Origin of the sequence: Sphingomonas qomolangmaensis (assembly GCF_024496245.1) — a bacterium.
GTDB classification, from domain to species: domain Bacteria; phylum Pseudomonadota; class Alphaproteobacteria; order Sphingomonadales; family Sphingomonadaceae; genus Sphingomonas; species Sphingomonas qomolangmaensis.
On record NZ_CP101740.1, the window covers coordinates 2,959,800 to 2,984,793 of the forward strand.

A 24,994-nucleotide genomic window follows, 5' to 3' on the forward strand; every position below is an offset into this window, starting at 1 on the left:
CTATTCGGCCTCCGCCGCGAAATGCTTGCTGATTTGGGTTCGATCGAGCTTCAGGTTCGGGCGCAGGAAGCCGTTCTCGAGCGAGAAGGGCTGGTCGGTGAGCACGACCCTGCCGACCGAAACATTGCGCCACTGCGCATTGAGCCGATCGACGAACTGGTGAATTCGCTGCGCCGCCTGCACATCGGCGGGATCACGCGGCACGACGACCGCGGCCAGATCGCTGGCGGATGGGCGGGGGATCACCACCGCGCAGGCGATGTCGGGGCACGCGCCGATGTCCGCTTCGATCACTGCTGGGTGAATCTTTTCGCCCCCGCCGGTGACGATTACCTCTTTCTTGCGCCCGACCAGATAGAGGAAACCGTCGGAATCGAACCGGCCGATATCGCCGGTCGCCACCGCGCCGTCGACAAAGGTGCGCTCGTTCTCCCCCTCGGCGCATTCGAAATAGCGGACCGCGATCGGATGCTCGCGCCGCACGATGATCTCGCCATCGTCGGCGAGCGCGACCTGCACCCCGGCCAGCGGCCTGCCGACCGAGCCGATGCGGTTGGCGCCGGGCACGTTGAGCGCAACCGAGCCCGATTCGATGAGCCCATAGGTCTCGAACAGCGGCAGGCCCATCGTCTGGAACAGGTCGAGCGTGCCGCGTTTGATCGGTGCCATGCCGGTGACCATGAAGCGGATATTGTCCCCCAGCGCCTCGTGCACCTTGGCGAAGATGGCCCGTCGCGCGCGTCGGCGAAGCGGTGCTGCAGGAAGCAGTCCCGCGGCCTTGCCCGCCGCGCGCGCGAGGCGCCGCGCGCGAACGGGCAAGTTCGCTACCCGGTTCTCGATCGCCTCGTAAAAGGCGGGGGGCGCGATCACGATCGTCGGCGACAGTTCCTTGAGCGCGCGAAACAGATGCACCGGTTCGACCACGATCAGGTCGAAGCCGTACCAAAGCGCGGCATAGTACATCAGCCGCTGTTGAAAGTTGGACATCGGCAGGAACAGCAGCAGTCGGTCGTCGTGACGCGGGAGCATCGCGCCGGCGAAGGCCTCGACGCTCGCCTCGATCCCGCGGCGGTTGAGCACCATCCCCTTGAGCCCACCCGCCGATCCCGACGAGAAGATCAGGCCCGGCCGCTCGAACTCGGGGTCGGGCGCCCCCACCGGCCCGGTGGCCGTGTCGGGGATCGCGGTATCGGCCCCGAGCTTGGCGGGCAGCATCAGCGCAAGGTCATATTTGCTGCACAGCTGCTCGGCAGGCGTATCGGCAAAATCGGCGGTGAACGCCACGCTCACCGCGCGCAGCTCGATCAACGCAAGCTCGTGGACCATCCACCCATAGCTGTTGGGCGCACGGATGCCGACGCGCATGCCCGGCTCGACCCCTGCGGCACGAAGCCGGTCGGCGGTGGTACGCACCGCCTGGCCAAGCTCGGCGAAGCTTCGCCGGGCGACGCGCCCTTGCTCATAGGTCGCGACTTCATTGCCGGCTGACCGGTCGCGAATGCGATCGACGATGTCGCGCAGATCGATTCGCGCCGACATCACCCCTCCATCTCGGCGGTTACCGCGCGGCCTATGTCGACCGCGGCGGCGACGAGTAGGTCGATGTCCGACGCACGCGTGCGATGGTTGACGAAGCAGCAGCGGATCGCGAACCGACCGTCGAGGACGGTGCTCGACGGGACCGCGACGCCGGTCTCCTGCATTCGGAGCAGCAGCTCGCCGTTGACGCGGTTCCAGAAGGCGTCGTCGCGATCGGCGCCGGTGCAATAGCGGAAGCAGACGATGTTGAGCGGTACCGGCGCGAGCAATTCGAGCTCGGCGTGCGCTTCGACCCGACCCGCCAAACTGCGCGCCTGTTCGACATTCTGCAGGATCAGGTCGCCGAAGGCGCGCACGCCATAGGCCTTCAGGTTCATCCATAATTTGAGCGCGCGGAATTCGCGGGTCAGCTCGACGCCGCGGTCGGCGAAGCGCATGCCCCCGGCGGCGACGCCGCGGTCGGTTTCGGCCAGATAATGCGCGCGGCTGGCGAAGCTGCGCGTCAGCACCCCGCCGTCGCGGACCAGCAGGCAGGCAACGGTGAAGGGAAGATAGGCCCATTTGTGCAGGTCGAACGCCACCGAATCGGCCTGTTCGAGCCCGGCGACGATCGGCTTGAGTTCGGGGCTCCATGCCGCCAGCGCCCCGAAGGCGCCATCGATATGGAACCATAGCTTCTCGTCGCGGCAGATTTGCGCAAGCGCGGGCAGGTCGTCGGTCGCGCCGGTGTTGACGGTACCCGCGGTGCCGATGACGCAGATCGGATCGATGCCATCCGCACGGTCGCGCGCGATCGCTTGCTTGAGCGCGTCGGTGTCGATCCGATAATCGTCGCCGACGGCCACCGCGCGGCACGCGGCGCGCCCCAACCCCAGCAATTCGGCGGCCTTGGCGATCCAGCCATGCGTCTCGGTCGAGGCGTAGATCGCTACCGGGCGATCGGCGCCGCGCACCCCGGTGGTGCGCACGTCGGCGGCGATGCCTTCATTGCGCGCGAGCGCCAGCCCGAGCATGTTCGCCGACGATCCCCCGCCGACCAGGATACCGTCGGCGCCCGGCGGAAAGTCCATCAGCTCGGCCATCCAGCGGATGGTCTGTTCCTCGACCAGCACCGGGGCCTGGTTGAAGCCCGCCATGTGCGGGTTCATTCCTGCCGCGAGCATGTCGGCCATCATGCCCAGCGGGGTGCCGTTGCCCTGCACCCAGCCGAAGAAGCGCGGGTGAAGATTGCCATTGGGATAGGGGAGGACGTCTTCGAGGAAGCGTTGATAGACTGCCTCCTCGCCGATGCCCTCCTGCGGCGCGGCGGCGTCGAAGCTGTGCAGCACGCGTTCGGGCATCGGCTGCCACGCCGGCTGCTCGGCCAGCGTGGCGAGGTGATCGACCATGTCGTCGACCATCCGCCGCGCGAGCGTCCGAAATGCTTCCCAATCCTGCGGGTCGAGGGTGCGGTCTTGGGCGCTCATCGCGAATCTCCTACGGGCGCGAGATCGAGCCCGAAGGTTTGAGCCTCTGGTACGCGGCGCTCGCAGCGGATGAGCTGGTTGTAGAACCCATCGATCGGCGCGCTGGCAAGCAATTCCGCCGCGCGGGCGGCAAGTATCTGCGCCGGCTCGGCGCCCAAGGCCGCCTCGGCATCGGCGGCGAGGATTTTCAACACCCCCTCGCGCGTGTCGGGCGCGCGCTCGACAAAGGCGCGCGTGCCGAGCCCGGCCTGTGCGAGGCGCGCGGCGAGATAGTCGTGCTGCGCGGTGCGGCCGCGCAGCCCCGCCGAACGCCATGCCGCCAGGATCGCCCGCCCCTTGGCGGTCATCGCGCCGGGGATCGAATCGATCATGTCGATCAGCACGCGGTTGCCGATCCGCTCGATCGTCAGCGCTCCGCCGGTGACGGGCGCATAAGGGGTGTTACAGATCACCAGATCGAAACGCTCGCCCTGCGCCAGCGCGTCGACGCCGTCTGAAACGCGAAATTCGGTGCGCTCGGCCACCCGGTTGAGCGCGGCGTTGATCCGGGCAAGCCGCACCGCCCCCTCGTTGATGTCGAGCCCCAGCACCGATCGCGCGCCGCGCGTTGCGCACAATATCCCCTGCACGCCGCTTCCGCAGCACAGGTCGAGGACGCTTTCGTCCGCCAGCGTCGACGGGAGCGCCTTGGCCAGCACGTAAGACGAAAGATCGAACCACACATCGGCGGGGCGGGTCGCGGTGGGGTAGGAGGGCGGGGTGCTTACGAACAGATACACGCCTTCGATCGGCACCAGCAGCAGGTCGACGGTACGCCACGCATCCCCCCGCCGTTCGATCAGCCCGCTGCGCGCCAGCGCGTCGATCGCGCCGCCGAGCGCCGATGCCTCGAGCCCTTCCGCATCGACGGATTGTCCTAGCCGCAGCAGCGCGAAGATTGCGCGGGTCGATGGATCGAGCCGCGCGATGACCGCACCAAGCTGCTCGGCGCGGGGAAAGCCGGTGGGGCTGATCGGCGCTTCGAGCGCCAGGCGAAAATCGACGAGCGCGTACATCGTATCGTCGAGCACCTCGCGGATCGCGGCCAACGCGGCTGGATCGAGCTTCATCGAGGTGAAATTCATGCCACCCGCCTCGCGACATCGCTGGCCGGAAAGCTTTGCGCGAGCGCGGCAGCGAGACCCGCGACGTGGGGCGGGCGAAGCATCGAGTAATGATCGCCCGCGACCAATCGGCCGCGCAGCGCGCCCGTCGTTCGGTTGGCCCAGCATTCGCCCAGCCGCGGGAGACCCGTGCCGCGGTCGGCGGCGAACAGGGTGATGGCCTGGCCGATCCGGCCGGGGCGATAGCGCGCGGCGGCATCGGCGTGCGCAGCGAACGTCGATAGATGCGCGTCGAGCGCGGCGTCGGTATCGGCCTCGATCAGGTCGGCGGCGAACAATTCGGCGCTGAGCATCGTGCGCCGTGCTCTCCGATCGAGCGCGGCAAAGGTGGCCGCGTCGCCCACGGTGTCGCGTCCCAGCGTGGCGGCGAAGTCTCCGGCGAAACGCGTAAGCAGGTCTTCATCGTCGGGTGCCGCCCGATCGGGTTCGCGAAGATGGGTGTCGAGCAGCACCAGGCCCGCGGTGCGCAGCCCGCGCGCTTCGAGCTGGCGGACCATCTCGAACGCGACGAGCCCGCCGAACGACCAGCCGCCGAGCAAGCAGCGCGCATCGGGAAAGCTGCGCAGCAGTTCGCCGACATAGCGCTCGGCGATCGCTTCGATCGTCGCGCCAGCGCCACCCGGCGGCGATCGCAAGGCGAGCATCGGGCGGTGGTCGCCCAGCGCCTGCGCGAGACCGGCATAACCGAGCACGTCGCCCCCGATCGGGTGAACGCAGACCAAGGGGGGCGCCGAACCCAGGCGCTGCAGCGGTATCAGCAGCCCGGCTCGGCGCGCTGGCTGCGCGCCCAGCAGATCGGCAAGCCCACCGATGGTCGGCCGATCGAGGAAGTCGACCGGCGCAATGGCCTGACGCTCCTGCCGTCGCACGCGGGCGAGCATGCGGATCACCAGCAGCGAATACCCGCCCAGCTCGAAAAAACTGTCGTCGCGACCGAGCGTTTCGATCCCGAGCAACTCGCGCCACAGTTGCGCGAGTCGTTGCTCGACCGGTCCCAGCAGCGCCGAGGGCGCGGCGGGCGCGGCGGCGCACGGCGGTGGGAGCGCGTTGAGATCGACCTTGCCTTGCGCCGAAAGCGGGAACGCCTCGAGCGGGACGAAGGCGCTCGGGACCATATAGTCGGGCAAGCGTTCGCGTAGCCATGCGCGCAGATCGGTTGCGTCGCCTGCGCCAGCGTGGGCCACGTGATAGGCGACCAGGATGCGGTCGCCGGCAGCAGTGTCGCGGCCCACAACCAGCGCGGTTGCTACCGCCGGATGATCGAGCAGCACCGTTTCGATCTCGCCGGGCTCGATGCGATACCCCCCGATCTTCATCTGGGTGTCGGCGCGGCCGAGGATCGCGATCCGCCCATCGGCCAGCCGCCGCGCCAGATCGCCGGTCCGATACGCCCGCGCGCCCGGCTGCCGGGCGTGAGAATCGGGGACGAAGCGTTCGGCGGTAAGTCCCGCGCGGCCGAGATATCCGCGCGCGACACTGTCGCCGCCGATCCGTATCTCACCCGTCACGCCGATCGGAACCAGCGCCCCCTTGGGATCGACGACATGGACATCGACATTGCCCAATGGTCGCCCCAGCGGCACCACCGGCGCGCTGGCGCTTTCGTCGGGATCGACCGCGTTGGTCAGCACGCCGACGGTGGTTTCGGTGGGGCCATAGTGGATATAGGCGCGGGCTGGTTCGGGCAGCCGTGGCAGCACCGCCTGTCGCAGCCAGTCCCAGCGCGAAGCCTCACCCCCCAGCACCAGCGCGGCGCGTGGCAGCAGCCGCGGGTCGTCCGACGCGCGCAACAGTTCGGCAAGGTGCGACGGCGCGATCTTGAGCACGTCCATCGGCGCATCACCGAAATAGCGCGCGATCGCCTGCGGATCGAGAACGTCGCGTCGGGGCAGCACGTGGAGGGTGCCGCCAAAGCAGAGCCAAGGCATCAGCATGGTGTTCGACGAATCGACCGCGATCGGCTGGAGCAGCGCATAATGCGCGTCGGGTGCGAAGCCGAACCTTTGGGTGACCGCATGCGCGTAGCTCGACACCTGGCGATGTTCGACCGCGACCCCCTTAGGCCGCCCGGTAGAGCCCGAAGTGTAGATGACGTAAGCCAGGTTCCCGGGCCCTGCCGCGACGTGCGGCGGCGTTGCGGGATAGGGCGCGGCCAGCGCTTCGAGCGCCGCAATGTCGAGCCATCCGCGCGCACCATCGCCCCGATCGGTGAGCTTCGCGATCGCGCCCGATTGATCGACGATGTAGTCGATCCGCCGCGCTGGAAAGCCCGGATCGATCGGCACATAGGCCGCACCCGATTTGAGCACCGCGAGCAATGCGACGATCAATTCGGCGCCAGGCTCGATCAACAGCGCGACGGTGGTTTCGGGCCCGGCGCCGCGGTCGATGAGCAGCCGCGCCAATCGGTTCGCGCGGGCTTCAAGCGCGCGATAGGTGAGTGCGCCCCAGGGGCCTGCCACCGCGGTCGCCTCGGGAGTGGCGGCGGCCTGTTCCTCGAACAGCTGGTGGAGCGTCTTGTCGAGATAGGCCGCCTTGGTGTCGTTCCAGTCGTGGAGCAGGCGGTGGCGTTCGGCGTCGGACAGGAAGTCGATCCGCGCGATTGGCATCGCCGGGTCGTCGAGCGCGCGCGACAGCAGCCGGACATAATGATCGGCGAACCGCGCGATCGTCTCGCGATCGAACAGGTCGCGATCATATTCGCAATAGCCCTCGATTCCGCCGTCGCCGGCTTCCTCGAGCGCGAGCGTGAGGTCGAACTTGGCGGTGCCGTTGTCGATCGCGACCGGTTCGAGCCGCGCATCGCCGAGCGCCAGTTCGCCCGCCGGCGCGTTCTGGAGGATGAACATCGCCTGGAACAGCGGTGAGCGGCTGAGATCGCGCTGCGGCGCGAGCGCCTCGACCAGCTTCTCGAACGGCACGTCCTGATGCGCGAACGCCGACAGCGTGGTCTCGCGCACCTGCGCGAGCAGCGCGGCGAGCCCGGGATCGCCGCCGAGATCGCCGCGCAGCACGAGGGTGTTGACGAAGAAGCCGATCAGCCCCTCGGTCTCGCGCTGCGTCCGCCCGGCGATCGGCGATCCGACGAGCAGCCGCTGCTGCCCGGTGTAGCGCGACAGCAATGCCTGGAACCCCGCGAGCAGCAGCATGTACAAGGTCGCGCCCTCGCCGCGCGCGAAGCCGCGCAGCCGCTCGGCAAGCGCCGGGTCGATCCGCAGCCGATGCTGCGCGCCGCGCTGGCGCTGGCGCGCGGCGCGCGGGCGATCGAGCGGCAGGTCGAGCATCGTCGGCACGCCTTCGAGCGCATCGCGCCAATAGGCGATCTGCGCGTCGAGCACCTCGCCCTGCAGCCAGTCGTGCTGCCAGGCGCTGTAATCGGCATATTGCACCGCGAGCGGCTCGAGCGCGGGCGTCCGCGCTTCAAGGTGCGCGGCGTAGAGCTCGGACAGCTCGCGCATCAGCACGCCCAGCGACCAGCCGTCGGAGACGATATGATGCATGCTCACCGACAGGATGTGCGCGTCGTCACCGAGCCGCAGCACCGCAGCGCGCAGCAGGGGGCCGCGCTCGAGATCGAAGGGCCGCCGCGCCTCGGCCGCGAGCCACGCCTGCGCCCGCGCCTCGGCATCGGTGCCCGCCAGGTCGATCCGCGCGATCGCGATCGTCGCTTCGGGCGCGATCAGCTGGAGCGGCTCGCCCGCCGAGACCCCGAAGCGGGTCCGCAGCGTCTCGTGCCGCGCGACGAGGTTGCTCAGCGATCGCTCGAGCAGGTCGATGTCGAGCGCGCCGGTGACGCGGAACGCCGCCACCATCGAATAGGCCGGGCTGTCGGGGTGGAGCTGGTGGAGAAACCACAGCCGGCGTTGCGCGAACGATGCCGGAAAGGCATAGCAATCCTCCCCCGTATCGGCGGCAATCGGGGCGACATCGGCCAAGCGCGCGCTATTCATCACGCGCGCCGTCCGCGAACTCGGCGGTCATCGCGCGGACGCGAACCGGGCGACGTTCGGCGCGCGGGATCGGCGCCGGTGCCGCGACCCTCGGGCGCGCCTTGATCGCCTCGGCCAGCTCGGCGACCATGCGCAATTCGAACAGCTCGTGCAGTTGCAGCCCCGCCGCGAAGCGCTCGTTCAACCGCGCGAGGATCCGCACCGCGAGCAGCGAATGCCCCCCGAGCTGGAAGAAATCGTCGTGCCGGCCCACGCGCTCGCGGCCGAGCAGTTCGGCCCAGATCGCCGCGATCTCGCGCTCGGTAGCGTTTACGGGCGCTACATGCACAGCCCGATCGCGGGCATCGGGGGCACGAAGCGCCGTGCGATCGACCTTGCCGTTGGGACCGCGCGGGAGATCGGCGAGCACGACATAATCGCTCGGGATCATATAGGCGGGCAACTGGCGTCGCACCGCCGAGCGTATCGGCTCGAGCGCGGTGCCGTCGCGCACGGTGATATAGGCAACCAACAACGGGGCCCCGCCCCGGTCGTGGATCGCCATCACCGCCTCACGCGCGCCGTGCTCCTCGATCACGCGCTCGATTTCGCCGAGCTCGACGCGATGGCCGCGCAGCTTGATCTGGTCGTCGCGCCGGCCGAGGAACTCGAGATTGCCGTCGGGCAGATAGCGCATCATGTCGCCGCTGCGGTACAATCGCGCACCGGGCGCACCGCCGAACCGATCGGGCACGAAGCGCTCGGCGGTGAGCCCGGCGCGCCCGGCATAGCCGGTCGCGACCCCGCCGCCGCCTATATGCAGTTCGCCCGCCACCCCCGGCGGCACGAGTTCGCCACAGCGGCCGAGCAGGTAGAGCCGGACATTGCCCAGCGGTCGACCCACCACGACCGCGCGATAATCGGGTATGCAGGTCCATTCGGACGCCGCGATCGACGCCTCGGTCGGGCCGTAGGAATGGTGGAGTTCGGCGGTAGATTCGGCAAGGAAACGGTCGATCGTCGCCTGGGGCAGCTTCTCGCCGCCGCAGATCACGTGGCGCAGGTTGCCCGCGCGCGCGCCGCCAGCGTCGAGAAACGCTTCGAGCATCGCGGGGACGAAATACGCCGTGGTGACCCCGTCGCGCTCGACGAGTTCGACGATTTGCTCGGGATCGGCCTGCGCGTCGCGCGGCGCGATGACCACCGCCGCACCCATCGCGAGCGGCCAGAACAGCTCCCACACCGACGGATCGAAATTGAGCGATGTCTTGAACAGGAAGCGATCGTCGGCGCCCAACCGGTAGCGCTGCTGCATCCAGGCGATGCAATTCGACACCCCGCGGTGCGGCACCATCACGCCCTTGGGTCGGCCCGTCGACCCCGAGGTGTGGAGCACATAAGCGGGCGCGTCGGGCGGCGTCGGTGGGAAGGGGGCGTCCTGCGCGACCATCGGGCAATCGAGATCGTCGCCGATACCCATCGTCGCCAGCGAAGGCGGAATCCGATCCTCCACGTCGGGCGAGACGAGCGCCAGCATCGCATCCGCGTCGTCGAGCATGAAGCCCAGCCGCGCGGCGGGATAATCGGGATCGAGCGGGACATAGGCGGCGCCGGTCTTGAGCGTGGCGAGCAGCGCTGCAACGAGCGCGGGCGAGCGGTGCATCGCGATGCCGACGCGGTGCCCCGGGCCGACCCCGCGCTGGCGAAGCGCGTGCGCGATTCGGTTGGCGTGCGCGTCGAGCGCGGCATAGCTGGTGGTCGCGCCGTGGTGGATCAGCGCGGTCGCCTCGGGAGTGGCGGCGGCCTGTTCCTCGAACAGCTGGTGGAGCGTCTTGTCGGGATAGGCGGCCTTGGTGTCGTTCCAGTCGTGGAGCAGCCGGTGGCGTTCGGCGTCGGACAGGAAGTCGATCCGCGCGATCGGCATCGCCGGGTCGTCGAGCGCGCGCGACAGCAGCCGGACATAATGATCGGCGAACCGCGCGATCGTCTCGCGGTCGAACAGGTCGCGATCATATTCGCAATAGCCCTCGATTCCGCCGTCGCCGCCTTCCTCGAGCGCGAGCGTGAGGTCGAACTTGGCGGTGCCGTTGTCGATCGCGACCGGCTCGAGCCGCGCATCGCCGAGCGCCAGTTCGCCCGCCGGCGCGTTCTGGAGGATGAACATCGCCTGGAACAGCGGTGAGCGGCTGAGATCGCGCTGCGGCGCGAGCGCCTCGACCAGCTTCTCGAACGGCACGTCCTGATGCGCGAACGCCGACAGCGTGGTCTCGCGCACCTGCGCGAGCAGCGCGGCGAGCCCGGGATCGCCGCCGAGATCGCCGCGCAGCACGAGGGTGTTGACGAAGAAGCCGATCAGCCCCTCGGTCTCGCGCTGCGTCCGCCCGGCGATCGGCGATCCGACGAGCAGCCGCTGCTGCCCGGTGTAGCGCGACAGCAATGCCTGGAACCCCGCGAGCAGCAGCATGTACAAGGTCGCGCCCTCGCCGCGCGCGAAGCCGCGCAGCCGCTCGGCAAGCGCCGGGTCGATCCGCAGCCGATGCTGCGCGCCGCGCTGGCGCTGGCGCGCGGCGCGCGGGCGATCGAGCGGCAGGTCGAGCATCGTCGGCACGCCTTCGAGCGCATCGCGCCAATAGGCGATCTGCGCGTCGAGCACCTCGCCCTGCAGCCAGTCGTGCTGCCAGGCGCTGTAATCGGCATATTGCACCGCGAGCGGCTCGAGCGCGGGCGTCCGCGCTTCAAGGTGCGCGGCGTAGAGCTCGGACAGCTCGCGCATCAACACGCCTAAGGACCAGCCGTCGGAGACGATATGGTGCATGCTGACCGACAGGATGTGCGCGTCGTCACCGAGCCGCAGCACCGCAGCGCGCAGCAGGGGGCCGCGCTCGAGATCGAAGGGCCGCCGCGCCTCGGCCGCGAGCCACGCCTGCGCCCGCGCCTCGGCATCGGTGCCCGCCAGGTCGATCCGCGCGATCGCGATCGTCGCTTCGGGCGCGATCAGCTGGAGCGGCTCGCCCGCCGAGACCCCGAAGCGGGTCCGCAGCGTCTCGTGCCGCGCGACGAGGTTGCTCAGCGATCGCTCGAGCAGGTCGATGTCGAGCGCGCCGGTGACGCGCATCGCGCCCGCGACATTATAGGTCGCCTCGCCCGGCGCGAGCTGTTCGAGGAACCACAGCCGGTGCTGCGCGAACGACAGCGCCGCGGGAGCATCGCGATCTGCGCGCGGCTGCAGCGGCGGCACCGTGCTCGCCTCGCCGCGGGCCTGCTCGACCGCGCGCGCGAACGCCGCGACGCTCGGCGCTTCGAACAGCGCGCGCAGCGGCAGCTCGACCCCGAGCACCGATCGCAACCGCGCCACCACGCGCGTCGCCAGCAGCGAATGCCCGCCGCGCTCGAAGAAATGATCCGCCGCGCCGATGCGCGCGATCCCGAGCACCTCGCCCCAGACCTGCGCGACCAGCTCCTCGATCGGCCCCGCGGGCGCGACATAGACGGCACCGCCGCGCCCGATCGCATCGCCCGGATCGGGCAATGCCCGCCGGTCGAGCTTCCCGTTCGGGGTGAGCGGCAGCGACTCGAGAAAGACATAGCCTGCGGGCAGCATGTAATCTGGCAACAACCCCGCCAAATGCCGCCGAAGCGATGCCTCCGACACCCCGCCGCCGGCGCCCACGACATAGGCGACCAGCGCTTCGGGGGTCGCGGTCACGACCACCTGCTGCACGTCGGGATGGCTGGCGAGCGCAGCTTCGACCTCGCCCAGGTCGATTCGGACACCGCGTATCTTCACCTGGCGGTCGATGCGGCCGAGATACTCGATCGCGCCGTCGGGGCGATGCCGTCCGATATCGCGCGTGCGATAGAGCCGTTCGCCCCGACGCGCGGCGAACGGGTCGGGGACGAAACGTTCGGCGGTACGCGCGGGCTGCGCCAGATAGCCGCCGTTGAGCCCGTCGCCGGCAATGTAGACTTCGCCCGGCAGGCCTGGTGCGACGGGACGCAGCGCGCGATCGAGAATATAGATTCGCGTATTGTCGATCGGATGGCCGATCGGCACCGATGCTTCGGCGACTACCTCGGTGAGCGCGGTCGAATCGCCCGATGCTTCGGAGCAGCCATATAGGTTCAGCAGCCGCTTGCCGGGCAAATGTTGCTCGAATGCGGCCACCAGCGAAGGGTCGAGCGCTTCGCCGCTGACCGTCCAGTAATCGAGCGCGGGCAGCCGCACGGCGAGATCGGGATCGGCATCGAGCATCGCGCGCAGCAGCGAAGGCACGAGCACGATGCGCGTCACGCGTGCTGCGCCGAGCGCCTGCACAAAACGCGCGATATCGATCACATCGTCGCGATCGAAGATTACCGAGGGGATGCCCTTGAGCAGCGGGCCGAACAGCTCCCAGATCGAATCGACGAAATTGGTCGATGTCTTGAGCGCCGACACCTCGTGCGCGGCGAAGGGGAAACGTCGCCACATCCAGTTGCAGCGATTGATCGCGCCGCGGTGGAGCCCGATCACCCCGTTGGGGGTTCCCGTCGATCCCGAGGTGAAGACGATATAGGCTGGATCGCCGGGCGAGCCGCGCGGAGGCAGGGTGCTGTCGGGCTGGTCGGCGACGAGCCGGCCGTCGACATCGATCCATTGCGCTTGGGCATCGAAGCACTGGTACGACCGCGCGTCGGTCAGGATGATCGTGATTGACGCCGATCGGGTCATATAGCCCAGCCGCGCGGCGGGATAATCGGGATCGAGCGGGACATAGGCGGCGCCGGTCTTGAGCGTGGCGAGCAAGGCGGCCACGAGCGCGGGCGAGCGGTGCATCGCGATGCCGACGCGGTGCCCCGGGCCGACCCCGCGCTGGCGAAGCACGTGCGCGATCCGGTTGGCGTGCGCGTCGAGCGCGGCATAGCTGGTGGTCGCGCCGTGATGGATCAGCGCGGTCGCCTCGGGAGTGGCGGCGGCCTGTTCCTCGAACAGCTGGTGGAGCGTCTTGTCGGGATAGGCGGCCTTGGTGTCGTTCCAGTCGTGGAGCAGCCGCCGGCGTTCGGCGTCGGACAGGAAGTCGATCCGCGCGATCGGCATCGCCGGGTCGTCGAGCGCGCGCGACAGCAGCCGGACATAATGATCGGCGAACCGCGCGATCGTCTCGCGGTCGAACAGGTCGCGATCATATTCGCAATAGCCCTCGATCCCGCCGTCGCCGCCTTCCTCCAGCGCGAGCGTGAGGTCGAACTTGGCGGTGCCGTTGTCGATCGCGACCGGCTCGAGCCGCGCATCGCCGAGCGCCAGTTCGCCCGCCGGCGCATTCTGGAGGATGAACATCGCCTGGAACAGCGGTGAGCGGCTGAGATCGCGCTGCGGCGCGAGCGCCTCGACCAGCTTCTCGAACGGCACGTCCTGATGCGCGAACGCCGACAGCGTGGTCTCGCGCACCCGCGCGAGCAGCGCGGCGAGCCCGGGATCGCCGCCGAGATCGCCGCGCAGCACGAGGGTGTTGACGAAGAAGCCGATCAGCCCCTCGGTCTCGCGCTGCGTCCGCCCGGCGATCGGCGATCCGACGAGCAGCCGCTGCTGCCCGGTGTAGCGCGACAGCAATGCCTGGAACCCCGCGAGCAGCAGCATGTACAAGGTCGCGCCCTCGCCGCGCGCGAAGCCGCGCAGCCGCTCGGCAAGCGCCGGGTCGATCCGCAGCCGATGCTGCGCGCCGCGCTGGCGCTGGCGCGCGGCGCGCGGGCGATCGAGCGGCAGGTCGAGCATCGTCGGCACGCCTTCGAGCGCATCGCGCCAATAGGCGATCTGCGCGTCGAGCACCTCGCCCTGCAGCCAGTCATGCTGCCAGGCGCTGTAATCGGCATATTGCACCGCGAGCGGCTCGAGCGCGGGCGTCCGCGCTTCAAGGTGGGCGGCGTAGAGCTCGGACAGCTCGCGCATCAGCACGCCCAGCGACCAGCCGTCGGAGACGATATGATGCATGCTCACCGACAGGATGTGCGCGTCGTCGCCGAGCCGCAGCACCGCGGCGCGCAGCAGGGGGCCGTGCTCGAGATCGAAGGGCCGCCGCGCCTCGGCCGCGAGCCATGCCTGCGCACGCGCCTCGGAATCGGTGCCCGCCAGGTCGATCCGCGCGATCGCGATCGTCGCGTCGGGCGCGATCAGCTGGAGCGGCTCGCCCGCCGCGACCCCGAAGCGGGTCCGCAGCGTCTCGTGCCGCGCGACGAGGTCGCTCAGCGATCGCTCGAGCAGGTCGATGTCGAGCGCGCCGGTGACGCGGAACGCGCCCGCGACATTATAGGTCGCCTCGCCCGGCGCGAGCTGTTCGAGGAACCACAGCCGGTGCTGCGCGAACGACAGCGCCGCGGGAGCATCGCGATCGGCGCGCGGCTGCAGCGGCGGCACGGTGCTCGCGTCGCCGCGGGCCTGCTCGACCGCGCGCGCGAACGCCGCGACGCTCGGCGCTTCGAACAGCGCGCGCAGCGGCAGCTCGACCCCGAGCACCGATCGCAACCGCGCCACCACGCGCGTCGCCAGCAGCGAATGCCCGCCGCGCTCGAAGAAGTGATCCGCCGCGCCGATGCGCGCGATCCCGAGCACCTCGCCCCAGACCTGCGCGACCAGCTCCTCGATCGGCCCCGCGGGCGCGACATAGGCGGCACCACCGCGCCCGATCGCATCGGCCGGATCGGGCAATGCCCTCCGGTCGAGCTTCCCGTTCGGGGTGAGCGGCAGCGACTCGAGAAAGACATAGCCCGCGGGCAGCATGTAATCGGGCAACAACCCCGCCAAATGCCGCCGAAGCGATGCCTCCGACATCGCACCAACGGCCCCCACGACATAGGCGACCAGCCGCTGCTCGCCGTCGGCGCGGTACGCGACCACCGCGGCTGCTGCGACCGCTTCGTGCCGTTCGATCGCTGCTTCGACCTCGCCGAGCTCGATTCGGAAGCCGCGTATCTTTACCTGATCGTCGTCGCGCCCGAGGAACAGAAGCTCGCCATCGGGCAGTATCCTTGCGCGATCCCCGGTGCGATACATGCGCGCGCCGGGGATGGGCGCAAAAGGATCGGGGAGGAACGCAGCGGCGGTGCGCGCGGGATCGCGCCAGTAGCCGCGGCCTACCCCGGTCCCGCCGACATGCAGGTCGCCCACCGCGCCGATCGGCGCCAGCCTGCCGCCGCGATCGAGGATGTGGAGCTGGGTGTTGATGATCGGCCGCCCGATCGGTGCCTGCGCACCCGTGAGTGCCGCGGGGTCACGCAACACGCCGTGCGTCACGTCGTCCGAACATTCGGTCGGGCCATAGGCGTTGATCACCGGCACCGCGTGGCGATCGAGCCAGCGACGGACCAGCTCGGCGGGAAGCGCTTCGCCGGTCAGCAGCAGCCAGCGCAACGCGCCGGTAGCATAGGCATCGGCGCGGTTGTGCGCGAGCAGGTCGCACGCCGCGCGCAGCAGCGACGGGACGATCTCTAGCACCGTGACCCCCGAGGCGGCGGCGTGCGCGAACAAGGCTTCGGGTTGCGCAGCGATCTCGGTATCGATGACTTCGACGCTGCCGCCGACCGCGAGCGCGGCCAAGGTCTGCCACACCGAAATGTCGAAACATTGCGAGGCGGTCTGCGCGACGACGTCGGCTTCGCCGAGCGCCATCGCTTCGATCTTGGCGTAGAGATGGTTGATCATGCCGCGATGCTCGACCGCGGCGCCCTTGGGCGTGCCCGTCGAGCCCGAGGTGTAGATGACATAGGCGATGTTGCGCGGCGAAACCGGGGCCGGGGCAGCCGGGCGCCCGCCCGACATGATCAGGTCTTCGATCGCGAGCACTGCGGTATCGGCGCCGGCGATTTCCCGCGCCTCGCTCAGCAGCGCGCGGGTCGTCAGCAGCAATCGCGCCCCCGACTGCTCGGCGATCTGCCGCTGGCGCTCGGTCGGATAGTGCGGATCGATCGGCACATAGGCGGCGCCGGCCTTAAAGGTGCCGAGCATCGCTGCCGCCAGCATGCACCCCCGCGGCGCGAGAAGCGCGACCAGCGTTTCGGGGCCAGCTCCGTGCGTTGCCAGCCCGCACGCCACCCCGTCCCCGCCGGCGTCGAGCCGCGCATAGGTCCAGTCGGCCACGCCATCGCGGATCGCGCGCCGATCGGGGGTGCGACGTGCCTGCGCCTCGAACAGCGCGGCAAAGCCCTGCTCGTCGGGAAAGGGTGCGCACGTCGCATTCGTTTCGGCGAGGAAAATGCGGTCGGTCGGCGTGAGCGGATCGAGCTCGATTTCGGCCGGCGCGTGAGCGGCGGCAAGCGCCGCGACGATATGCTCGAAGCTCGCGGCAAAGCGGCGCGCGGTCGCTTCGTCGAAGCGCGCGGCGTTATATTCGAACCCGCCGGCTATCCCGTGCGGCATCTCGACCATCGCGAGCGACAGGTCGAACTTGGCGGTACCGTCGATCGCGCCATCGGGGCTCCAGGCGCTCGGGATCCATTGCGCGCCCGCAGCGTCGATCGCGCGCGGCACCCCGCTTTCGAAGACGAACGCCGCCTGGAACGCGGGGTGGTCGCCGCCGCTGGCATGCGCCAGCCGCGCGGCCTCGGCGAAGGGAAAGGCGGCATGGCGCAGCGTTTCGCGCCGCATCGCCTCCATGCGCGCCAGCTGCGGCCCGAACGCCCGCGCGCCCGACAGGTCGCAGCGAAGTACGACGGTGTTGGCGAAGAAACCCAGCAGGTCGTGGAATTGCGGTCGCCGGTTGGCGACCACGCCGCCGATCGCAAACCGGTCGCGCCCGCCATAGTCCCGCAGCAGCAGCGCGTACGCGGTCAGCAGGACGGTGAACAACGTCGTGTCGGCATCGCGCGCGATTTGCGACAGCCGGCGCACCGCCGCAGGTGGAATCGTGAAGTCGATCCGACCGCCGCGGTAGCGATCGGCGATCGGCGCTACCGCCCCCGGCAACGCCAGCTGGTCGAGGTCGCGCAGCTGGCGTTCCCAGAACGCGCGATCTTCGACCGAGTCCGCAGACGCTTCGTGATCGACGAAATCGCCGAAATCAAAGGCCGGGGCGGGAGGCAGCGGATCGCCGGCGATCCGCGCGGCATGGACCCGAGCGAGATCGCCGATCAGGCGCTTGATCGACCAGCCATCGGTGATCAGGTGATGCTGGGTGATGACGAGCATGTGCGCATCGGGCCCGATAGAGCACAACAGGATGCGCGTCAGTCGACCGCCGGCCAGATCGAAGGGCGCCCACGCCTCTTCATGGCGAAGCGCGTCGAGGCGGGCGGGGTCGGATTCGATAGTCTCGACGCGAAAGCGGTTGCGGATAGCGGGATCGAACCGCCGCCGCGGCACGCCGTCTTGCTCGACAAAGCCAGTGCGCAGGATCGGGTGGCGTTCCTCGACCGTACGAAACGCGGCCTCGAGCGCGAGCGCGTCGAGCGCGCCGTCGATCCGCACCCCGGCCTGAACATGATAGACCGGCAGCCCTTGCGCGAGCCCCTCGAGCACGAACAGTCGCCATTGCCCCGACGAAACCTGCCCATCGGCAGCGCGTACAGCGGAAAGCGGTCGCGGCAATGCCGCCTCAGCCGGCGCCTGCGCGCCTTGCGCGATCGCGTCGGCAAGCGCATCGATCGTCGGCGCGGGCATCAGCAGGTCGCCCGGCAGCTGCACGCCGAGCCGGCGCTCGATCCGCGCCTGCAGCTCGAGCGTCATCAGCGAGTCGAGCCCTAGCCGGGCCAGTCCCGCGTCGGCGGCGATCGTGCCGCCGCCGCGTATCGCGGCGATCTCGCGCATCAGCAGATCGCGAACCAGCGCACAGGCCGCGGTGCGATCGATCGCGGTCAGATCGAGCTGCTCGGATGCCGCCATGTCGTCGGCTGCGCGGACGTCGCTGGCGCCCGAAATTGCAGTTTCGATCACCGACAGTTCGCCGGTCAGCCATTGCTCGCGAGTCGCGCGCCGGCGGATCTTGCCGCTCGACGTCTTGGGGATGGCGTTGGGTTGCGTCAGCACCACCACATCGACCCAGGCGTCATGGTCGCGCGCGATCGCGGTGCGCACCGCCTCGATTACCCTTGCGCGGTCCTCCGCGGGCAGCCGGCGCGGTACTTCGACCACGATGCCGAGACGCTCCTCGCCCGCGCGCTCGAATGGAAAGGCCGCGGCGCCGATTGCGCGCAACTGCGGGTCGGCCCGCGCCGCAGTCGCCTCGATGTCGTGCGGGTAGAGGTTGCGCCCGCGCAGAATGATGAGATCCTTCAGGCGACCGGTGACGAAGAGTTCGTCCTCGGCTACGAACCCCAGGTCGCCGGTGCGCAGGAACCGCAGCGTCCCTTGCGGGGTAGCGCGTTCGACGAAGGTTTGCGCAGTTCGATCGGGGTCGTTCCAATAGCCGGCGGCGATGCTCGGGCCGCTCGCCCAGACTTCCCCGACCTGAGTATCGGGGCAATCGAGCCCGGTATCGGGGTCGACGATCAGCACCGAATGCCCAGGCGCGACGAGGCCCGACGATACCAGCGCGCGAGCGGGTTCCCGGGCGGCGGGCGGCGAACCGCGATTGCCCGCAAGCGCCGCCTCGCTCACCAGCAGGTCGCGATAGCCGCCACGGCTGCTGGTGACGTACAACGTCGCTTCGGCCAGCCCGTAGCAGGGCAGGAACTGGTCGCGCGTAAAGCCGCAGGGGGCGAAGGCCTCGGCAAATTGCGCCATCGTTTCGGCGCGCACCGGCTCCGAGCCATTATAGGCGACGCGCCACCCGCTCAGGTCGAGCGTCTCGCGTTCGGCGTCGCCGATCCTTGCGGTGCAGAGTGCATAGGCGAAATCGGGGCCGCCGCTGACATTGCCCCGATAGCGCGAGATCGCGGTGAGCCAGTTCAGCGGATGCTTCAGAAAGGTCGCGGGCGCCATCAGCGTACAGCTGCCGCCCATGCAAATCGGATGCAGCACGTTGCCGATCAGCCCCATGTCGTGAAACAGCGGCAACCAGCCGACGACATGGACCGACTCGTCGGTGCCGAAGCCGTTCGCGATCGCGGCTTCGTTGGCGAGGATACCCGCGTGGCGGTTGATCACCCCCTTGGGCGTCCCGGTCGATCCCGAGGTGAATTGCAGGAACGCGACGCTGTCGCCGCCGAGCCGGGGCGGGCGCCATTGCGACGCCATCGTGCCCGGGACGGCGCTGGTCACGATCCACGGAATGTCGCCGAGCGCGGGCGATGCATCGGCGATTGCGTCGCGACTCTCGCTCAGCCGCGCGGTGGTGAGCACCGCGCGCGGCGCGCAATTGGCGGCGATCAGCCCGAGCCGCTCGGCCGAGCGCCCGGGCCGCCCCGGCGCGGGGGGATGGAGCGGCACCGCGACGACCCCGGCATAGAGGCAGCCCAGGAACGCCGCGACGAATTCGAGGCCAGAGGGATAGAGCAGCAACGCGCGCTCACCCGCGGGCAACGTCCCCGCAAGATGCGCGGCGATGGCGCGAGCGCGCGAATCGACCTCGGCATAGGTCCATTCCTCGATTCCGGTCCCCTCGGGATCGAGGAAGCGGAAGGCGAGCGCGTGGGGACGCGAATCGACCGTGGCGCGAAGCACGTCGACCAGCGTGCTCCCCGGAATCATGCGACCGCATCCGCCGCCACACGCGACAACCGATGCGGGGTGCGCTGCACCCGCGCCGGTACCAATCGGACCAGCCGCCGCGCCCATAGCTCGCGAAGCTCGGCAAGCAGCGGTTCGGGATCGTGCGCGGCGCCCGCCCGTTGCAGCAGGTCTTCGACACCGCATGCGCCGTCGACCGTCATCAACGCGTCGAACAGCGCGGGCGACAGGGTGGCAGCGACGCGCGCGCTGAAGCTCGTGCGCGCCTCGTACGCGGTCACCCGGCGCCCGTCGTGCGAGAGCGAGCGGCTTTGCGCGAGCAGGACATAGTCGGGCAGCGACACGTCGAGCGCGAGCCAATCTGCTGCCGTCGCGACACGCTTGCGCGCGACGAAGCGCCCGATCACCAGCGCATCGAGATCGGTGGTGAGGAACGAGACGATCGCGTCTCCGGCCGAATCGACGATCGGTTCGGCGTTGTTGTTGAACGATGTATTGAGCACCACCGGAACGCCGGTGCGCGCCTTGAAGGCTGCGATCAGCCGCCAATATGCCGGGTTGTCCTGCCGCGCGACGGTCTGAATCCGTGCGGTTCCGTCGACATGGGTGATTGCCCCGAGCAGTTCGCGGCGATCCTCGCGCACCGGCACGACGAAGTTCATGAAGGGGAAGTGATTCTGCCCCGGCGGCAGCGCGAAATATTCGGCCGCCTCTTCTTCGAGCACCGAGGGCGCGAATGGCCGATAGCCTTCGCGCTTCTTGACCATCGCATTGATCCGGTCCTTGTTCGACGCCGGGCGCGGGTCGGCGACGATGCTGCGGTTGCCGAGCGCGCGCGGGCCGAATTCCGAACGTCCCTGCACCCAGCCGATGACCGCTCCTTGCGCGATGAGATCGGCGGCTGCCTCGGCTGCGTCGTCGCTATGCTCGAGATCGAGGAACGCGCCCCAGCCCTCGATCAACTGCTCGATCGTTTCGTCGTCGGCGAGATCGGGACCCCAATAGACGCGGCGCAGCGGTTCGCGCGGTGCAGGGGCGCCCAGGTCGGCCGACAGCATCAACGCCGCCCCGAGCGCGCATCCGGCGTCGTGCGCCGCGGGTTGGACGAAGATATTGTCGAACATGCCCGAAAACAGGAGCTTGCCGTTCATAGTGCAGTTGTGTGCGACGCCGCCCGCCAGGCACAGATTGCGCTGGCCAATGGTGTCGCGCCGGTGCCGCAGCATATGAAGGACGATCCGTTCGAGCGCTTCCTGCAGCGCCGCAGCAACGTCGCAATGCCGCTGTTCGAACCGATCGCCGCCGCGCCGGATCGCGCCCCGCTCGATCAACGCGGCACCGATCCGGTCGATATGCACGCGGTAACCGCCATCGGCGAGCAGTTCGTAGAACGAATCGAATGCCGCGCGGAACACCGCGCGATCGCCATAGGGCGCGAGCCCCATGACCTTGTATTCGTCGAACGGCTTGTAGCCGAGGAAGCGCACCACCTCGAGGTAGAAGAGCCCCAGCGACTGCTGCTGGCTGAACGATTCGATCGTCGTGACCTGCGAACCGCGGCCGATCGCGACGCTTCCCGACAGGAAGTCGCCATAGCCGTCGATCGTCAGGATCAGGCTCTCGTCGAGCCCCGACATCGCGAATGCGCTGACCGCATGTGCCTCGTGATGCGGAACGAAATGCAACCGTTCGGGGTCGATTTGGTCACCGAACTCGTGCGTCAGCAGACCGTGGAGCAACCTACGCGAATCGAGCGGCACCGCGCCATCGGGCTGCGCGGCGAAGAGCTGGCCGAGCAGCGCGTTGCAGTAGGATTCAGTGGCGTAGAAGCCGATCGCATCGACATCGCGAAGCTCGGCGCCGGCTTCGGCCAGGCAATAGCGGATCGCGAGCGACGGGAATTTGTTCGAATGCTTGATCCGGTTGAGCCGCTCCTCCTCGACCGCGGCGATCACCCGCCCGTCCTCGACCAGCACCGCGGCACCGTCGTGCAGGAACGCCCCCGCGAGCCCCAGCGCGTTCTCATGCACACGGTTCAGGCCACCCGCCAACCCCAGACATAACATCGTCACTTCTCCCGTTCGGGATGGATCGTGCGTCGCGCGCTATCCGAACGTGCGCGCGAAAAAACTGCCCTCGAGCACCTGCTTGCCGAGCCGGCGTTCGGTCACTGCGCCGACTTCGGGGCCGAGCACGCCGAACATCACCTCGCTCGACAGTCGTTCGAGCACCGAATTGCCGGCAAAGCTGCGCGCGCCGACGATCCGGCGCGCGGCGGTGACGATCGCCTCGGCGACACGGCAGGCCGAATATTTGGCGACGCTGGCCTCGTTCGACGCGCGCTCTATCGCCTCGCTGTCGCGCGGAAGCGCGCGGACGCGGGCGATCGCGGCGCCGCAGCGCTCGACCGCGGCGCGCGCGGTCGCATAGTCGATCGCCAGCCGCCCGGTATCGACGATCATCCCGTCGAGCTTGGCGAGCGGCACCCCGTCGCGGCCCCGCATTTCGCCTGCAAAGCGCCGTATCTCGTCGAGCGCGCGCGCGGCGCAGCCAAGGTAAAGCGCGCCGATCAGCGCCTGGTGCCACGCCATTTCGAAGCGGATGAGCAACGCGGTGAGTGGGCTGCCCGCCGCCGTCGCGAGCGCTTCCTTCGGCAGGTCGAGATCATCGAACCCGATGTGCCGCGTATCCGAATCGATCATCGCGGTCGGGAGAAGATAATCGCCGATCACGACCGCGGGGTTGTCGCGCAGCCGATCGAGTACGAACAGCGCGGTGCCTTCGTCGGCGATCTCGGTAAGCAGCACCAGCAGATCGGCCTCGGTCGCGAGCGAGGTATAGGCGGCCTTGCCGCTGATGCGGAACCCGTCGCCATGCCGATGCGCGGCGGTGCCGATCTCCCCCAACCGGGTTCCATGTATCTTCGAATTGGTATTGGCGACCAGCAGCCTGGCATCGGTCACGCGATCGAGCAGCCGGTGGCGAAATACTTCGAGCGCGGGATCGGCCGCCGCGGGGAAGGTCGCCACCGCCGAGGTCACGTAATAGTGGTTTTCGACCGCGAGTGCGAGCGCTGGTGAGAGCCCGCCGAGGCGGTGGACCACCGCGAAACAGGCGGGAAAGAGCGCGTCGACGTCGTCGCGCATCGGCCCGCACAGAAACGGCAGCTGCGTCGCGCGGAACGCCCGATAGAATATCGCGAGATCGCGTTCGCGCAGCGCGATCGCGAGCGCGTCGGTCGCCGCGGTCAGCTCGTCGTCGAACCGCGCGCCGCTCGTCGACCCGCCGCTGCGCGCGTCGGCGTCGAGGAACGCCGCGTTCATGCCGCTTCCTTCGCGGGCGCCGGTCGGAGCAAGACCATGCCAGCGGACCACAGCGCGTCGATTTCGTCGATCAACTGCCGCGCATCATCCGCCGCCAGTCGCGCTTCCGACACGATCTCGCCGAGCGGCGCGGCCTCCCCGATCGTCGCCAGGAGGTCGCCCAGAAGCGGGGTGACCGCGCGGCGCATCGGGGCGGTGGTGGTGGTGCGCAGTTCGGCGGTCATGCGTTGCGAATGTCGCTCGATCAGTCCCTGGCTGCGGACCAGTTTGACGTGCGGCGGCAATGCCAGGTGCAGCGCGCCGCGCGCGTCCCAGTCGATCTCGCGGCGTTCGACGAAGCAGTCGCCGACGATCAGATAATCGAGCTGCGAGCCGAGATAGCTCACGACCGCGTCTTCGACGCTTTCGGCGGTGGGCTCGTTGCTGCGGTTGAGCGATGCGCTGAGCAACACCGGCGACCCGGTCAGCGCGTCGAGATGGGTGAGCAACTGCCAGAGCAAGGGCTGGCGATCACGCGCGACGGTCTGCACGCAGAACCGGTCGTCATGCGTCAGGGCAGCGGCCAACGGCGCGCGCGTCTCGGCGCGGGCACGTACCAGGAAGGTCTGAAAACCAAGCGCGCCGCCGTCGCTTTCGCCTTCGCACCATCGCGCCAGGTCTTCGGCGCGGATCATTGCCGCAAGCGGTCGATAGGTTTCGACACGCCCGAGCGCACGATGCAGCCGCTCGCGATTGGCGATCGGGGCTGCCGCGGCGAAGGCGTTGCGCGCGCCGAGTGCATGCGTCCCGAAGTCCGAGCGCCCCTGCACCCAGCCGATCGTCGCACCGCGCGCGATGCACTCGGCGGCGCGCCGCGGGGTATCGTTCTTCGCGTCGGTCGACACGACAGGGTTCCAACCGCGCAGCAGGGCGGCGGCGTCGCGGACATCGCTACCCCAGCGAACATCGTCGATGCGCGCGCGCGGCGGCGGCGTGCCGGCGGCCTGCGATGCCAGCAACGCCGCGCCCAGCGCGCATCCGGCGTCGTATGCCGCGGGATGGACGAAGATTTCGTCGAACAGCCCGGCACTGCGGATTGCGGTGCTCGTGGCGATATTGTCCGCCATGCCGCCCGCGGTGCACAGGTTGTGCAGCCCGGTCGTCGCACGATGATGCGCAAGGACATGCAGCACGATCCGCTCCATCGCCTGCTGCAGCGCCGCGGCGAGATCGTGGTGCGCCGCGGTCAGCACGCCTCCGCGTGGGGGATCGATCAGGTCGCGCAGGTCGCGCGTGCGCGCCAGATCCAGGCGATAGTGTCCGTCGGGTAGCAACGCGTACAACATGCCGACCGCGGCCTCGAACCGTTCGGGGCTGCCGAACTGCGCCAGCGCAAGCGCGCGATATTCCTCGAACAGGCCCAGCCCCAGAAACGGCAGCACCGCGTGACATAATTTCTGCAGCGACTGCGAAGGATCGGTCAGCGCGATCGTATCGAGCGCGACCTTGCCCGAGGCGGCGCGCGTCCCGCGGTAGAGCCCGCCGGCATTGTCGATGACATAGACCAGGCTCTCGTCGAATCCCGACTGGTGCATCGTGCAGGCCGCGTGCGTCAGCTTGTGTTCGAAGAAGCACAGCCGCCCGGGATCGATCGCATCGCCGCATTCGCGCGCCAGCGTTGCGGCAAGCAGGTGCCGCGCGTTCGCCCGCGCAGCAATGTCGGGTCGGTCGAGATACATCCGCGCCAGCAGCGCGTCGGCCGAAGCCTCGTCGACATAATAAGCGATCCGGTCGATTTGGGGCAGCGCGACGCCGCGCATCGCCAGGCAATGGCGGACCGCCGCAGCGGGAAATTTGTTCGAATGCTTGATACGGTTGAGCCGCGCCTCTTCGAACGCCGCGACGACATGCCCATCCTCGATCAGCACCGCCGCGCCGTCATAGGTATAGGCCTCGGGCGTATCGAGTATCTTGCGGTCGATCGGGTCGAGCCCGCCAGCAAGGCCGAGGACGAGCATCG

General features: G+C 69.1%; 8 protein-coding genes. All 8 read right to left on the bottom strand.

Going from position 1 to position 24,994, the window contains the following annotated elements:
• The 8 genes from NMP03_RS14155 to NMP03_RS14190 are packed head-to-tail and all read right to left on the bottom strand — an operon-like array spanning position 1 to position 24,992.
• A complete protein-coding gene (locus NMP03_RS14155; RefSeq protein WP_256506116.1) occupies positions 1-1,539 on the bottom strand; it encodes an AMP-binding protein in 1,539 nt (512 codons plus the stop codon).
• Positions 1,539-3,005, bottom strand: a complete 1,467-nt coding sequence (locus NMP03_RS14160) for a pyridoxal phosphate-dependent decarboxylase family protein (RefSeq protein WP_256506117.1) — start codon at positions 3,003-3,005, stop codon at positions 1,539-1,541. Before NMP03_RS14160 ends, NMP03_RS14155 begins: the two co-directional genes overlap by 1 nt.
• A complete protein-coding gene (locus NMP03_RS14165) occupies positions 3,002-4,129 on the bottom strand; it encodes a methyltransferase (RefSeq protein WP_256506119.1) in 1,128 nt (375 codons plus the stop codon). Before NMP03_RS14165 ends, NMP03_RS14160 begins: the two co-directional genes overlap by 4 nt.
• Positions 4,126-8,118 carry an amino acid adenylation domain-containing protein gene (locus NMP03_RS14170; protein ID WP_256506120.1) on the bottom strand — a complete coding sequence of 1,331 codons (3,993 nt, stop codon included), beginning with the start codon at positions 8,116-8,118 and terminating at the stop codon, positions 4,126-4,128. Before NMP03_RS14170 ends, NMP03_RS14165 begins: the two co-directional genes overlap by 4 nt.
• The gene (locus NMP03_RS14175; RefSeq protein WP_256506122.1) at positions 8,111-19,693 is read right to left on the bottom strand and encodes a non-ribosomal peptide synthetase; all 11,583 of its coding nucleotides are present in this window, start codon (positions 19,691-19,693) and stop codon (positions 8,111-8,113) included. Before NMP03_RS14175 ends, NMP03_RS14170 begins: the two co-directional genes overlap by 8 nt.
• Positions 19,690-21,738 (bottom strand): carbamoyltransferase family protein, encoded by a 2,049-nt coding sequence (locus NMP03_RS14180; protein WP_256508139.1) that lies wholly within the window; start codon positions 21,736-21,738, stop codon positions 19,690-19,692. The genes NMP03_RS14175 and NMP03_RS14180 overlap by 4 nt, the downstream gene beginning before the upstream one ends.
• Before the next feature lie 39 nt (positions 21,739-21,777).
• Positions 21,778-22,995, bottom strand: coding sequence for an acyl-CoA dehydrogenase family protein (locus tag NMP03_RS14185; RefSeq protein WP_256506125.1), 1,218 nt, complete (start codon positions 22,993-22,995; stop codon positions 21,778-21,780).
• Positions 22,992-24,992, bottom strand: a complete 2,001-nt coding sequence (locus tag NMP03_RS14190) for a carbamoyltransferase N-terminal domain-containing protein (protein WP_256506126.1) — start codon at positions 24,990-24,992, stop codon at positions 22,992-22,994. The genes NMP03_RS14185 and NMP03_RS14190 overlap by 4 nt, the downstream gene beginning before the upstream one ends.
• Between the last annotated feature and the right edge of the window lie 2 nt (positions 24,993-24,994).